Here is a 13,065-nt window from a genome sequence, read left to right as displayed (position 1 = left end):
TCGGGCTTTTTCGTGATACATGCAAGGGGCCGGGCGATAATTCGCCCGCGCCGCGATCATGTTTGGCAACAGCCGTTAATGGTTGATCTTCTGTCGGTTTGAAATATGCCTATTGGCGAGATTGCCTCTGGCACCTTGGGGGAAGGTAAGCAGATGCGTGCAGTCATGGCATTCGTAGCGTTGGTCGCCCTGACTTTGACCGGCGGCCCGCCTGCATATTCGCAGGAGTGGGCACCGTCTCAAGAATCGATTCGAGACGCGACACAGACGATCGCCAACTACTTCTCGATGCTCGACAACGGCAATCCCGAACGAGCGTATGAAATGATGGATGATGCCGCCAAATCCTCCATCCCGGTAACTGTTTTCGTGGAGCAAAGCGAGAAGTTCCGCTCTCAGGCCGGCCCCTTGCTCGAGCGGAAGCTACTCAAATTCACGTGGCTGAAGGACCCGACGAACGCCCCGTTTCCGGGCGTCTATGCGGCAGTCGATATCGCCACCAAGTTCGAGAAGATCGACCGGAACTGCGGATATATCGTACTTTACCAGCGACCTTCAGGAGGAGCTTTCCACGTCATGCGCGCCGAAAGCAACTTCATCGACAACGCCACCGCGCGGCAAATTGAGACCACCCAGTCGAAATCTGAATTGGACAAGGCATGGGCCGAGTTGTCGCGGAATTGTCCAAACTTCCGTTGAAGTCCGTCTTGAACGTTCGGCTGCCAAACGGCCTAGTCGTTGGCGGTGGTCCGGTCGATGCGGATCACAAACAGTGAGGCACCTTCAACTGGCTCCAGTCGAAGATCAGTGAAACTCCGATCGAGCATCAGTGCGTCCAGCGGCAAGACCCGGACCGGTTTTTCACCGTGTGCGAGGAGTTCTCCGCCGAGCAACAGGATGAAGGTTGTGCTGGCGCTCAACTCAACATTCAGGGCCTCCGAAAGCATGAGCCGGTCGACCTTGTGCGACATGCGGCCACGGCGCGTCATGACGTTGAGGTCGGTGATCGGGCCACCGATCAGCGCGGCGCTGGTCGGCACGTCGCCTGGAAAGGCGAGCGGCGCCGAGGCCGTGGTCAGCCGCGCCGGAGGTTGGCCGGCAATATCGAGGACAATCCCCTCGCCTTCCAGCACCGAGAGCGTGCGGTCGATGCCGGCGAAGCTGGAAAAGGGCCCGCCGGCTTCGACGCGGGCCATGGAGACGCGCCAGTCGAAATCGTCGAGCCCGGCGCTGTCGGGCGAGATCGCGATCTCGGTCGTCGTGCCGCCGCCATTCTTCCACGGCATGACGCGATAGCCGGCGGCACGAAGGATGCGCATCGCCTAGCCCAGGATGCCGGGCAGGTTGAGCTGGTGCTCTTTGGCACATTGGATGGCGATGTCGTAGCCGGCATCGGCGTGGCGCATCACGCCGGTCGCCGGGTCGTTCCACAACACACGCTCCAGGCGCTTTGCCGCGTCGGGCGTGCCGTCGGCGACGATCACCATGCCGGCATGCTGCGAGAAGCCCATGCCGACGCCGCCGCCATGATGCAGCGACACCCAGGTGGCGCCGGACGCGGTGTTGAGCAGGGCGTTGAGTAGCGGCCAGTCGGAAATGGCGTCGGAGCCGTCCTTCATCGCTTCTGTCTCGCGGTTCGGCGAGGCGACCGAGCCGGAATCAAGATGGTCGCGGCCGATGACGACCGGGGCCTTGAGCTCGCCCTTGGCCACCATGTCGTTGAAGGCGAGGCCAAGCCGGTGGCGATCGCCAAGGCCAACCCAGCAGATGCGCGCCGGCAGGCCCTGGAAGGAGATGCGCTCGCGCGCCATGTCCAGCCAGTTGTGCAGATGCGTATTGCCTGGGGTCAGCTCGCGCACCTTGGCGTCGGTCTTGTAGATATCCTCCGGGTCGCCCGACAGCGCCGCCCAGCGGAATGGGCCGATGCCGCGGCAGAACAGCGGTCGGATATAGGCCGGCACGAAGCCCGGGAAGGCGAAGGCGTTCTCAAAACCTTCGTCCTTGGCGACCTGGCGGATGTTGTTGCCATAGTCGAGCGTCGGAACGCCGGCGTTCCAGAACGCAACCATCGCCTCGACATGCTCGCGCATCGACGCACGCGCGGCCTTCTCGACTGCCTTGGGGTCAGAACTGCGCTTCTCGCGCCACTCGGCCATCGTCCAGCCCTTGGGCAGGTAGCCGTTGATGGGGTCATGCGCCGAGGTCTGGTCGGTGACCATGTCGGGGCGGATGCCGCGCCTGAACATCTCCGGTACGATCTCGGCCGCGTTGCCGAGCAGGCCGACCGACTTCGCTTCGCCGGCCTTGGTCCAGCGCTCGATCATTTCCATTGCCTCGTCGAGCGTCTCGGCCTTCTCGTCGAGATAGCGGGTTCGCAGGCGGAAATCGATCGAGTCAGGGTTGCATTCGATGGCAAGGCAGCATGCGCCGGCCATGACGGCCGCCAGAGGCTGCGCGCCGCCCATGCCGCCGAGACCGCCGGTCAGGATCCACTTGCCCCTGAGGTTGCCGTTGTAATGCTGGCGGCCGGCCTCGACGAATGTCTCGTAGGTGCCCTGCACGATGCCTTGCGTGCCGATATAGATCCAGGAGCCGGCCGTCATCTGGCCGTACATCATCAGGCCCTTCCTATCGAGCTCGTTGAACTTCTCCCAGGTCGCCCAGTGCGGCACGATGTTGGAGTTGGCGATCAACACGCGCGGGGCGTTGGCATGGGTCTTGAAGACGCCGACCGGCTTGCCGGACTGGACGAGCAGCGTCTCGTCCTCGCCGAGCGTTTTCAGCGAAGCGACAATGCGGTCGAAATCGTTCCAGGTGCGCGCGGCCCGGCCGATGCCGCCATAGACGACAAGCTCGTTCGGATTCTCGGCAACCTCCGGATCGAGGTTGTTCATCAGCATGCGCAGCGGCGCCTCGGTCGTCCAGTAGCGGGCGTTCAGCTTGTCGCCGCGGGGTGCGCGCACTTCACGGATGTTGTGGCGGGGATCGTTCATCATTGTCCCTTTCCAATAAGGCGGCGCGTCAGCGCCCAGCCCATTCAATGGCGGTTTCGAGGATGGTTTTCAGCGTCGCGCGGATCGGAGCGGCGTAGGTTGGATCGTAGGGCGTCGGCCAGTTTTCCGGCGCGCCCTTCTCGTCCGGCTCACGCATATAGCCGCGGTTGGAAAGTTCCATCTGCAACGCATGGACGCCGTTTTGCGGCTGGCCGAAGCTGCGCGTGATCCAGCCGCCCTTGAAACGGCCGTTGACAACCCAGGTCTCGCCGGTCTCGGCGAGGATGCCGGCCACCTTCTCCTGCAAGGACGGATCGGTACTCCTGCCGTCATTGGTGCCGAGGTTGAAGACCGGCAGCGTGCCTTCGAAAAGACGCGGCAGCACCGAGCGGATCGAATGGCAATCATAGAGTACGACGTTCTCGTGCATGCCGCGCAGCCGGTCGATCTCGGCCTGAAGGGCGGCATGATACGGCATGAAATAAGTCTCTCGGCGCCGGTCGATCTCGGACGGGGTCGGTTCGTCGCCCATATTGTAGAGCGGATCGCCGTCGAAAGTTTCCGTCGGGCAAAGCGTCGTCGTCGCCTGGCCGGGATAGAGCGAGACGCCGGACGGGTCGCGGTTGACGTCGATGACCGTGCGCGAGATGGCGGTGTGCACGACGGATGCGCCAAGGTCCTCGGCGAAATCATACAGCCTGTCGATCCACCAGTCGCAGTCGCGCTGGCCGAGCCAGGTCGACACCAGCCGGTTGTCGAGGCCGGCAAGGTCGATACCGGTATGCGGGATCGAGACCAGGAGCGGCGCGGTGCCCTGGGTGACGGTGAGCCAGGAAGGCGTGGTCATCATGCCGCTCCCGCGATTGACGGCAACGCCACGGCGCCAGCTGCCTTCACCACGGCGCGGCTGCGGACCATGGCGATCGCCTTTTCCATGTCGGGATGGAAATGCCGGTCATTGTCCAGGTACGGCACCTCGGCGCGAACCAGCCTGCGCACCGCTTCCAGCGCTTGGCTGGACGCAAGGGGAGCCTGGAAATCGCAGCCTTGAGCGGCGGCCAGCAACTCGATGCCTATGACCGCGGTCGCATTTTCGATCATGCCGAGCAGGCGCCGCGCGCCGTGCGCGGCCATCGAGACATGGTCTTCCTGGTTGGCCGAGGTCGGAATGGAATCGACGCTTGCCGGATAGGCCTTCTGCTTGTTCTCCGAAACCAGCGCCGCGGCCGTCACCTGCGGGATCATGAAGCCCGAATTCAGGCCGGGCTTCGGCGTGAGGAAGGCCGGCATGCCCGACAGTGCCGGATCGACCAGCATGGCGATGCGCCGCTCCGACAGCGAGCCGATCTCGCAGACGGCAAGCGCGATCATGTCGGCTGCAAAGGCAACCGGCTCCGCGTGGAAATTGCCGCCCGAAAGCGCGGTGTCGTCCTCGGCGAAGATCAGCGGATTGTCGGTGACGCCGTTGGCCTCGGTCGCAAGCGTGTCGGCCGCCTTGCGCAGCACATCTAGCGCGGCGCCCATCACCTGCGGCTGGCAGCGCAGGCAATACGGATCCTGCACCCGCTCATCGCCGACGCGGTGCGATTCACGGATGGCGCTGCCGGCCATGAGATTGCGGAGCGCATCCGCCGTTTCGATCTGGCCGCGATGCTTTCTCAGCAGATGGATGCGCGGGTCGAAGGGCGCGTCGGAGCCCTTCGCGGCGTCGGTCGACAGGGCTCCGGCGACCAGCGCCGACTGGTAGAGCGTCTCGGCCTCGAACAGGCCGGCCAGTGCGAAGGCGGTGGAGAACTGCGTGCCGTTGAGCAGCGCCAGGCCTTCCTTGGCGCCGAGCGTCACCGGCTCCAGCCCATGCGACACGAAGGCGACCTTGGCCGGGAAACGGCCGTGCGGGGTAAAGCATTCGCCGACGCCGATCATGACCGCCGTCATATGCGAGAGCGGCGCGAGGTCGCCCGAGGCGCCGACGGAGCCTTGCGCCGGCACAACGGGGATGACGTCGTTGGCGAGCATCGCCTCCAGCAATTCGATGGTCTCGGCGCGCACGCCGGAAGCGCCCTGGGCGAGGCTGGCGAGCTTCAGCGCCATCATCAGCCGCACCACCGCGACGGGCATCGGCTCGCCGACGCCGGCGGCGTGCGAAAGCACGATATTGCGCTGCAGCGTTTCCAGATCGTCAGCCGGGATGCGGACGCTGGCGAGCTTGCCGAATCCGGTGTTGATGCCATAGACCGGCTCGCCCTTGGCGACGATCCGTGCGACCGCTTCGGCGCTGGCCTTGATCTTCGGACGGCAGGCGTCATCGAGCTTCGGCATGGCGCCGCGATAGATGGTGCGCCAGTCGGCGAGCGTCGCGTCGCCGGGCTTCAGGATCAGTTCGGTCATTGTCCTCTCCAGATACGGGCATGGAGCGGGTTGAAGCCCATGCGGTAGACGAGTTCGGCTGGGCGCTCGATGTCCCAGACAGCGAGGTCGGCCGATTTGCCGGCTTCCAGCGTGCCGGTCTGGGCGAGCAGCCCCAGCGCACGCGCGGCCTCGCGGGTGACGCCCGCAAGGCATTCGTCGACGGTGAGGCCGAAAAGCGTGGCGGCCATGTTCATGGTGAGCAGCAGCGAGGTGAGCGGCGAGGTGCCAGGATTGGAGTCGGTGGCGAGCGCCATCTTGACGCCGTGGCGGCGGAAGAGATCGACCGGCGGCTTCTTGGTCTCGCGGATGAAGTAATAGGCGCCGGGCAGGATGCCCGCCACGGTACCGGCCTTCGCCATCGCCGCGGCGCCCTCCTCGTCCGTATATTCGAGATGGTCGGCCGACAAGGCGCCGTAGCGCGCGGCAAGCGCCGCGCCATGCAGGTTGGAAAGCTGGTCGGCATGCAGTTTTACCGGCAGGCCAAGCGCCTTGGCGCTATCGAAGACCCGCGTCATCTGTTCCGGCGAAAACGCGATGCCCTCGCAAAAGCCATCGACGGCGTCGGCGAGTTTTTCAGCAGCGACTTGCGGCAGGATCGTGCCAGCGACGAGATCGATGAATGCGTCCTTGTCGCCCTTGGCTTCGGGCGGCAGCGCATGCGCGGCAAGGCAAGTCGTGCGGACCGTGACCCGACGCTCATTGGCCAGACGGCGAGCGGCGCGCAGCGACTTCTTCTCATTGTCCGCGTCGAGGCCGTAGCCCGACTTGACCTCGACGGTGGTGACGCCTTCGGCGATCAGCGCATCGAGGCGCGGCAGCGTCTGGGCGACAAGTTCGTTCTCGCTGGCAGTGCGCAACGACTTGACCGAGGAGACGATACCACCCCCGGCGCGCGCAACTTCTTCATAGGTGGCACCGGCCAGCCGCATCTCGAACTCGTTGGCGCGATTGCCGGCATAAACAAGATGCGTATGGCAGTCGATCAGGCCGGGCGTGATCCAGCGCCCTTGGCAATCGACGATCTCGGCGCCCTTCCCGGCCAGGGCCGGCATATCGGCCTCCAGCCCAGCATAAAGGATGAGTCCATCCCGCACGGCGACCGCGCCGTTCTCGACGATGCCGAGGCCAGCCGCGCCATCGGCCATCGTCGCCAGGCGCGCATTGCGCCAGACCCGAAGACTGCTCTTCCCGCTTGCTCCACCCATTGTCTTTTCCATTTGAAAGAATGGCAATTATGTATATACATATTGAAAGGCGGCGCAAGTGGTAACGTCGCCGGCGCATACAGATTTGGAGAGAGAAGTGACGGCGATCTTTGCGGAACAGGCGTTGCTGCCAGGCGGCTGGCAGGGCAATGTGAGGATCGCCTTCGACGGCGTCCGCATCTCCACCGTCGAGGCCGATGCTTCCCTGCAGGCCGGAGACGAGCGCCATGCCATCGTCGTGCCCGGCATGCCCAATTTGCACAGCCACGCCTTCCAGCGCGGCATGGCCGGGCTGGCCGAATTGCGCGGCCCTTCAGCCGACAGTTTCTGGAGCTGGCGCGAGGTGATGTACCGCTTCGCGCTGTCGATGACGCCGGGCCAGGCAGAAGCGGTCGCGGCACAGCTCTATGTCGAGATGCTGGAAGCCGGCTTCTCTCGCGTCGGCGAATTCCACTATCTCCACCACGACCGCGACGGACAGCCCTACGCCAATATCGCCGAGATGGCGGAGCGGATCGCTGCGGGGGCGGCCGACACCGGGATCGGACTGACGCTGCTGCCGGTCTTCTATGCCCATTCCGCCTTTGGCGGCGCTGCCCCCAACGAAGGCCAGCGGCGATTCATCAATGATGTCCAGCGTTTCGGACGCCTGCTTGAGAAGAGCCGCGAGGCTGTTCGTCCGCTGGAGCAGGCCGTCGTCGGCGTCGCGCCGCACAGTCTGCGCGCCACAACGCCGGACGAGCTCAATGCCGTCGCGGCCATGGCGCCGAACGGGCCGATCCATATCCATGTCGCGGAACAGGTAAAGGAAGTGGAGGACTGCGTGGCCTGGTCAGGCAAGCGTCCGGTCGAATTCCTGCTCGCCAACGCCAAGATCGACAATCGCTGGTGCCTGATCCACGCCACGCATATGACCGAGAGCGAGGCGATCGCCATGGCCAAAAGCGGCGCGATCGCCGGGCTCTGCCCAATCACCGAGGCTAATCTCGGCGACGGCATTTTCGACGTGCCCCTGTTCGTCGAGCATGGCGGCCGCTTCGGCGTCGGCTCCGATTCCAATGTGCTGATCGGCCTGCCGGACGAGCTTCGTCAGCTCGAATATTCGCAGCGCCTCGCCTACCGGGCCCGCAATGTCCTGGCCCGGTCCGGCGGCTCCACGGGGCGCGCGCTGTTCGACGCTTCGCTCGACGGCGGCAGCCAGGCGCTCGGCGCCGGGCCATCCCGTATCGCCGCGGGCGGTCCGGCCGATCTCGTCTCGCTCGACGCCGGCCACCCGTCGCTTGCCGGCAAGACGGGCGACGCCATCCTCGACGCCTGGATTTTTGCCAATGGCAGCAAGGTCGACTGCGTCTGGGTGCACGGCAAGAAGCAGGTGAGCGGTGGCAGGCACGCCAAGCGCGAGGCGATCGCCGAGCGGTTCCGCAAAGTCATGACCGCATTGTCGCAGAGCTGAGGCAGGACCGTCCAATGAGCCTCGTCGAGACAGATGACATCGAGGGCAGCGAAATCATCTCGCTGCATCAGCGCATCCTGTCGGACATCCGCGAAAAGATCCTTTCAGGCGCTTGGGCGCCTGGACATCGCATCCCGTTCGAGCACGAGCTGACGGCTCACTACAATTGCTCGCGCATGACCGTGAACAAGGCGCTGTCGCAGCTCGCCAAGGCCGGATTGATCGAGCGGCGGCGCCGCTCCGGCAGTTTCGTGCGCCAGCCGCAGTCGCAGGCGGCAGTGCTTGAACTGCACGACATCAGGATCGAGGTCGAGGCGCTCGGCCTGACCTATCGCTACGAGCGGCTGGAGCGCGTGAAGCGGCGCAGCAGCGCCGAGGACCGCGCGCTGCTCGGGCTTTCCGCGCCGGGTCCGGTGCTTGCGCTGGAAGGGCTGCATTTTGCCGGCGAACGGCCATTCGCGCTAGAGCAGCGGCTGATCAACCTTTCTGCCGTGGCCGGAGCAGCCGAGGAGGAATTCCTCGATATCGCGCCCGGCCCCTGGCTGATCGGCCGCGTGCCATGGAGCGAGGCCGAGCACCGCATCCGCGCCATGGCGGCGGACGACACGGTCGCCGACGCGCTCGACATCGATCCGGGCGCGCCCTGCCTGGTGGTCGAGCGGCGCACCTGGAGCGCCGAGCACCCGGTTACGCATGTGCGCTTCATCTATCCGGCCGAGAGCCACACGCTGGTGGCAAGGTTCACGCCGTCACAGGGCTAGCGCCAATGCCCCTTCTGCCACAAGGGAAGAAGGGGCAGTCGGCGCACTAGAGCGCCGCCGTCACAATGATCTCGACCAGATATTCCGGGCCGGCAAGCTTGGCTTCGCCGGTGGCGCGGGCCGGGGTGTGGCCCTGCGGCACCCATTTGTCCCATTCCGAATTCATCTCGGCGAAGGTGCTCATGTCGGCCAGCCAGATGATCGTCTGCACGATCTTGGTCTTGTCGGTGCCGGCCTTGGCCAGCAATTCGTCGATGGTCTTCAGGATGTCGCGCGTCTGCGAGGCGACGTTGCCGCCGGGCTGGCCAACCTGGCCGGCCAGATAGACCGTGTTGCCGTGGATCACGATCTGGCTCATGCGCGGGCCGACATCGATGCGACGAATGCTCATTGGGCGTTCCTTCCTGTTGTGGGTGGCGCCTCTTTAGAGTCCGAGCCGGCTTGGAGCAAGGCCGCCGAAGGCGAAACCAATTGAGCCAATCCGCCGATCACCCCTCACCCGCATACACAGCGAGTTGACCAGTCGTGACAAAATTCCGCCCCGGCGGCGTGTTGACTAATGTAATAACATCACATATCGACCAAGCACCCGATTTCGCGGACCGCCCCCTGATGACCAATGCCTGCCTGACCTTCCGCGACCTGACGCTGGGCTACAACAGTCACCCGGCAATTCATCACCTCAACGGGGTGGTCCGCAAAGGCTCGCTGACGGCCGTGGTCGGCGCCAACGGTTCGGGCAAGTCGACGCTGATGAAGGGCATCGTGGGCGTCTTGAAACCGATGGAAGGCGCCGTGGTGCGCATGCCGGGCGCAAGTGTCGCCTATCTGCCGCAGCAGTCGGAGCTAGACCGCAGCTTCCCGGCGCGCGTCGTCGACCTCGTCTCGCTCGGGCTGTGGCCGAAGCGCGGCATGCTGGGGCGATATACAAGGGACGACCGCGAGTCGGTCAGCAAGGCGCTGATGGCGGTCGGGCTGGGCGGCTTCGAGAAGCGCCCGATCGACACGCTGTCCGGCGGCCAGTTGCAGCGCACGCTGTTTGCCCGCGTGCTTTTGCAGGACGCCGACATCATCCTGCTCGACGAGCCCTTCAACGCAGTCGACGCCAAGACGGTCGGCGACCTGATTGCCCTGATCAAGCGCTGGCACGGCGAGGAACGCACGATCATGGTCGTGGTGCACGACCTCGATCTCGTGCGGCAGAATTTCCCGGAAACGCTGCTGCTCGCCCGCCAGACCGTTGCCTGGGGCGACACAAAGGAGACGCTCCGGCCGGAAAACCTGCTCAAGGCGCGGCGCTTCCATGAAGCGTGGGAAGAGAACGCTCCTTGGTGCGAGCCGGATGGTCACGCTCATGACCATGGGCATGACCACGACCATCATGATCACACGCATGCCCATGATCACCACCATGATCACCAGCACGGTTCAGGACCGAGGGCGGCGTGATGGATCTCCTCTACGGCCTGTTGATCGCGCCCTTCGCCGACTTCGCCTTCATGCAGCGGGCGCTGTTCGGCTCGCTGATGCTGTCGCTCGGCGCCTGTCCTGTCGGCGTCTTCCTGATGCTGCGGCGCATGAGCCTGTCGGGAGATGCCATGGCGCATGCCATCCTGCCGGGCGCCGCCGCCGGCTTCCTGCTCTATGGCCTGGAAATCCTGCCGATGACCGTCGGTGGACTGATCGCCGGCATCATCGTCGCGCTTGGCGCCGGCGCCGTCTCGCGCTTCACCATCCAGCGCGAGGACGCCTCCATGGCGGCCTTCTATCTCATCTCGCTTGCCGTCGGCGTGCTGATGGTGTCGATCCGCGGCTCCAGCGTCGACCTCATGCATGTGCTGTTCGGCACGGTGCTGGCGCTCAACAATGAGGCGCTGATCCTGATCGGCGGCATCGTGGTGGTGACGCTCGCCTGCCTCGCCGTCTTCTGGCGGGCATTGGTCGCCGAATGCCTCGACCCGCTTTTCCTGCGTTCGGTCAGCCGCATGGGCAGCCCGGTGCATTTCATCTTCCTTGGGCTGGTCGTGCTCAACCTCGTCGGCGGCTTCCAGGCGCTGGGCACGCTGCTGTCGGTCGGATTGATGATGCTGCCCGCGGCGGCAGCCCGCTTCTGGACGGCGCGCGTGGAGCCGATGTGCGTGCTGGCGGTGCTGATCGGCTTTGCCTCCTGCATCGCCGGGCTGCTTCTGTCCTACCACGCCTCGCTGCCCTCCGGCCCGGCGATCATCCTTTCGGCCGGCGTCGTCTATTTCTGCTCGATCCTGTTCGGCACGCGCGGTGTGCTGCGTGGTCGCATCGTGCATCACCGTCACCGGACCGCCTGACCCAATCCCCAAGCAAGGAGACCGACCAATGCTGAAATCCTTCCGCGCCGTCCTGAGCCTGAGCGTTATAACATTAAGCGCTCTTGCAGCGTCCTCGGCCTTCGCGGCGCCGCTCAAGGTGGTGGCGAGCTTCACCGTGATCGCCGATTTCGCGAAAAATGTCGGCGGCGACCGGGTTAACATCACCACCATCGTCGGGCCGGATGGCGATGCGCATGTCTATGAACCGAGCCCGGCCGACGCTGTCGCAATGGCGAAAGCCGATGTGGTGCTGGTCAACGGCCTGCATTTCGAAGGTTTCCTGCAGCGCCTGGTCGACGCCAGCGCCACCAAGGCCGCGATCGTGACGCTGACCGAGGGCGTGACGCCGATCGACTTCAAGCCGGAATTCGCCGATGCGGATGCGGCCGAAGGCGCGAGCACCAGCGGCGGCAAGACCGTCACCGATCCGCACGCGTTCCAGTCGATCGCCAACGCCAAGATCTATGTGAAGAACATCGCCGACGCGTTCTGCGCGGCCGATAGCGAAGGCTGCGACAGTTACAAGGCTAATGCAGCCGCCTACAGCACCAAGCTCGACGCACTGGAAGGCGAAGTGAAAGCGGCGATCCAGTCTATCCCCGAGGCCAAGCGCGTCGTCATCACCTCGCATGACGCCTTCGGTTATTTCGAACATGCGTACGGGCTGACCTTCCTGGCGCCCCAAGGCATCTCGACCGATTCCGAGCCGTCGGCCGCCGACGTCGCCAAGCTGGTCGAACAGGTGAAGCAGGACAAGGCAGCGGCGATCTTCGTCGAGAACATCACCAATCCCCGGCTGATCGAGCAGATCGCCGGCGAAACGGGCATCAAGGTGGGCGGCACGCTCTATTCGGACGCCCTGTCGGGGTCGGACGGCCCGGCGTCGACCTATATCGACATGATGCACAACAACATCACTCAGATCAAAGGCGCGATCCTGGGAAGCTGAACGGTTCAGAACCCAACCGGGCCGGGATCGGCCCGGTTGGAATTTTCGATCGGTCGTCGCTATTTGGCAGGGAATTCCTTCAATGCGGATTGCCGCCCCTCTCCCGGAGTGGCAAGACTGCCCAAAAGAGATCGCGAGGACGACATCATGGAATACCGCCAGATCAGCGACAGCTATTCGGTCTCCGGCCAGATCCAGCCCGGGGATATCGCGGCCATCAAGGATGCAGGCTTCAAGAGCGTGATCTGCAACCGGCCGGATGATGAGCAGCCGGGCCAGCCCTCTTCCGCCAGCATCAAGGGCGCCGCGGAAGCAGCCGGCCTCGGCTTCCGCTACATTCCGGTGGTCAGCGGCCAGCTTACCATGGACAATGTCGAGGACCAGGCCCAGGCGCTGGACGAGCTCGAAGGCCCCGTTTTCGCCTATTGCCGCTCCGGCGCACGCAGCACCAACCTGTATGGGTTGATCCAGCAACAGCGGGGTTAGATCGGCAGCGCGCCGGTTTCCTTCAGCGTCTCCAGCACGATCGCCGTCTTCACATGCTGCACGGATTCGTGCGGCAACAACACGCCGTTGACGAACTCCGACAGCGACTTGAGGTCGGGCGTCACCACCTTCAGGATGTAGTCCATCTCGCCGGTCAGCGCGTGCGCCTCCTGCACTTCGGGCAGGCGGGCGACCAACTCGCCAAAGCGGCGTGCGTTGTCGCGGTTGTGGGTGGCCAGGGTCACCGAGATGACGTTGACCAGCGAAAAGCCGAGACGATCGCGGTCGAGCACGGCGCGGTAACCCTTGATATAGCCATCGTCCTCCAGGCGCTGCCGTCGGCGGGAGCATTGCGAGGGCGAGAGGTTCACTCGCTCCGAAAGGTCGTTATTGGTATAACGCGCATCGTCCTGCAAAAGCGCCATTATCTTGCGGTCAAACTGATCTATTCGCGCATCATCCAT

At 64.5% G+C, this 13,065-nt stretch carries 14 protein-coding genes; 7 read left to right on the top strand and 7 right to left on the bottom strand.

The window, feature by feature from the left end; all coding sequences use genetic code 11:
* Positions 1–153: 153 nt before the first annotated feature.
* Positions 154–699 carry a DUF4019 domain-containing protein gene (locus ACR64R_RS06750; RefSeq protein WP_487360908.1) on the top strand — a complete coding sequence of 182 codons (546 nt, stop codon included), beginning with the start codon at positions 154–156 and terminating at the stop codon, positions 697–699.
* A gap of 32 nt (positions 700–731) precedes the next feature.
* Here the strand turns inward: ACR64R_RS06750 and ACR64R_RS06745 are convergent, their stop codons facing one another.
* The 5 genes from ACR64R_RS06745 to hutI are packed head-to-tail and all read right to left on the bottom strand — an operon-like array spanning position 732 to position 6,607.
* Positions 732–1,319 (bottom strand): HutD/Ves family protein, encoded by a 588-nt coding sequence (locus tag ACR64R_RS06745; RefSeq protein ID WP_487360907.1) that lies wholly within the window; start codon positions 1,317–1,319, stop codon positions 732–734.
* Positions 1,320–1,322: 3 nt separating this feature from the next.
* The gene (hutU, locus tag ACR64R_RS06740; RefSeq protein ID WP_487360906.1) at positions 1,323–2,996 is read right to left on the bottom strand and encodes a urocanate hydratase; all 1,674 of its coding nucleotides are present in this window, start codon (positions 2,994–2,996) and stop codon (positions 1,323–1,325) included.
* Positions 2,997–3,021: 25 nt separating this feature from the next.
* Entirely contained in the window at positions 3,022–3,843 is an 822-nt protein-coding gene (gene hutG / locus ACR64R_RS06735) for an N-formylglutamate deformylase (RefSeq protein ID WP_487360905.1), read from the bottom strand.
* Entirely contained in the window at positions 3,840–5,381 is a 1,542-nt protein-coding gene (gene hutH, locus ACR64R_RS06730) for a histidine ammonia-lyase (RefSeq protein ID WP_487360904.1), read from the bottom strand. The genes hutG and hutH overlap by 4 nt, the downstream gene beginning before the upstream one ends.
* Positions 5,378–6,607 (bottom strand): imidazolonepropionase, encoded by a 1,230-nt coding sequence (gene hutI / locus ACR64R_RS06725; RefSeq protein WP_487360903.1) that lies wholly within the window; start codon positions 6,605–6,607, stop codon positions 5,378–5,380. The genes hutH and hutI overlap by 4 nt, the downstream gene beginning before the upstream one ends.
* A 97-nt stretch (positions 6,608–6,704) precedes the next feature.
* Between hutI and ACR64R_RS06720 the strand changes: the two genes are divergently transcribed.
* Together ACR64R_RS06720 and hutC are read left to right on the top strand one after the other, a co-directional pair.
* The gene (locus tag ACR64R_RS06720) at positions 6,705–8,060 is read left to right on the top strand and encodes a formimidoylglutamate deiminase (protein ID WP_487360902.1); all 1,356 of its coding nucleotides are present in this window, start codon (positions 6,705–6,707) and stop codon (positions 8,058–8,060) included.
* Positions 8,061–8,074: 14 nt separating this feature from the next.
* On the top strand, positions 8,075–8,821 hold the full coding sequence (gene hutC / locus ACR64R_RS06715) for a histidine utilization transcriptional repressor HutC (RefSeq protein WP_487360901.1): 747 nt from the start codon (positions 8,075–8,077) through the stop codon (positions 8,819–8,821).
* Positions 8,822–8,867: 46 nt separating this feature from the next.
* Here hutC and ACR64R_RS06710 read toward each other — a convergent pair whose 3' ends face one another.
* Entirely contained in the window at positions 8,868–9,212 is a 345-nt protein-coding gene (locus tag ACR64R_RS06710) for a RidA family protein (protein WP_487360900.1), read from the bottom strand.
* Positions 9,213–9,433: 221 nt separating this feature from the next.
* On the opposite strand from ACR64R_RS06710, the gene aztA reads away from it, so the two are divergent.
* The 4 genes from aztA to ACR64R_RS06690 all read left to right on the top strand — a co-directional run bounded on the left by aztA (position 9,434) and on the right by ACR64R_RS06690 (position 12,601).
* The gene (aztA, locus tag ACR64R_RS06705; RefSeq protein WP_487360899.1) at positions 9,434–10,270 is read left to right on the top strand and encodes a zinc ABC transporter ATP-binding protein AztA; all 837 of its coding nucleotides are present in this window, start codon (positions 9,434–9,436) and stop codon (positions 10,268–10,270) included.
* The gene (gene aztB / locus ACR64R_RS06700; protein ID WP_487360898.1) at positions 10,270–11,145 is read left to right on the top strand and encodes a zinc ABC transporter permease AztB; all 876 of its coding nucleotides are present in this window, start codon (positions 10,270–10,272) and stop codon (positions 11,143–11,145) included. The genes aztA and aztB overlap by 1 nt, the downstream gene beginning before the upstream one ends.
* A 28-nt stretch (positions 11,146–11,173) precedes the next feature.
* The gene (gene aztC, locus ACR64R_RS06695; protein ID WP_487360897.1) at positions 11,174–12,115 is read left to right on the top strand and encodes a zinc ABC transporter substrate-binding protein AztC; all 942 of its coding nucleotides are present in this window, start codon (positions 11,174–11,176) and stop codon (positions 12,113–12,115) included.
* Positions 12,116–12,262: 147 nt separating this feature from the next.
* Positions 12,263–12,601, top strand: coding sequence for a protein tyrosine phosphatase family protein (locus ACR64R_RS06690; protein WP_487360896.1), 339 nt, complete (start codon positions 12,263–12,265; stop codon positions 12,599–12,601).
* Here ACR64R_RS06690 and ACR64R_RS06685 read toward each other — a convergent pair.
* Positions 12,598–13,065, bottom strand: a complete 468-nt coding sequence (locus ACR64R_RS06685) for an Lrp/AsnC family transcriptional regulator (RefSeq protein ID WP_487360895.1) — start codon at positions 13,063–13,065, stop codon at positions 12,598–12,600. The two genes, ACR64R_RS06690 and ACR64R_RS06685, sit on opposite strands and share 4 nt — an antisense overlap.

The sequence above is a fragment of the Mesorhizobium sp. MC2-1-1 genome (assembly GCF_057597255.1).
Note: the sequence above shows the minus strand (reverse complement) of the source record. Positions and strands in the feature narration are given on the sequence as shown.

Excerpts from the sequence above, each read along its gene's own strand:
- ACR64R_RS06750 (WP_487360908.1), top strand. The coding sequence starts at position 154 with ATGCGTGCAGTCATGGCATTCGTAGCGTTGGTCGCCCTGACTTTGACC.
- ACR64R_RS06745 (WP_487360907.1), bottom strand. The coding sequence starts at position 1,319 with ATGCGCATCCTTCGTGCCGCCGGCTATCGCGTCATGCCGTGGAAGAAT.
- hutU (WP_487360906.1), bottom strand. The coding sequence starts at position 2,996 with ATGATGAACGATCCCCGCCACAACATCCGTGAAGTGCGCGCACCCCGC.
- hutG (WP_487360905.1), bottom strand. The coding sequence starts at position 3,843 with ATGATGACCACGCCTTCCTGGCTCACCGTCACCCAGGGCACCGCGCCG.
- hutH (WP_487360904.1), bottom strand. The coding sequence starts at position 5,381 with ATGACCGAACTGATCCTGAAGCCCGGCGACGCGACGCTCGCCGACTGG.
- hutI (WP_487360903.1), bottom strand. The coding sequence starts at position 6,607 with ATGGGTGGAGCAAGCGGGAAGAGCAGTCTTCGGGTCTGGCGCAATGCG.
- hutC (WP_487360901.1), top strand. The coding sequence starts at position 8,075 with ATGAGCCTCGTCGAGACAGATGACATCGAGGGCAGCGAAATCATCTCG.
- ACR64R_RS06710 (WP_487360900.1), bottom strand. The coding sequence starts at position 9,212 with ATGAGCATTCGTCGCATCGATGTCGGCCCGCGCATGAGCCAGATCGTG.
- aztA (WP_487360899.1), top strand. The coding sequence starts at position 9,434 with ATGACCAATGCCTGCCTGACCTTCCGCGACCTGACGCTGGGCTACAAC.
- aztB (WP_487360898.1), top strand. The coding sequence starts at position 10,270 with ATGGATCTCCTCTACGGCCTGTTGATCGCGCCCTTCGCCGACTTCGCC.
- aztC (WP_487360897.1), top strand. The coding sequence starts at position 11,174 with ATGCTGAAATCCTTCCGCGCCGTCCTGAGCCTGAGCGTTATAACATTA.
- ACR64R_RS06690 (WP_487360896.1), top strand. The coding sequence starts at position 12,263 with ATGGAATACCGCCAGATCAGCGACAGCTATTCGGTCTCCGGCCAGATC.
- ACR64R_RS06685 (WP_487360895.1), bottom strand. The coding sequence starts at position 13,065 with ATGGATGATGCGCGAATAGATCAGTTTGACCGCAAGATAATGGCGCTT.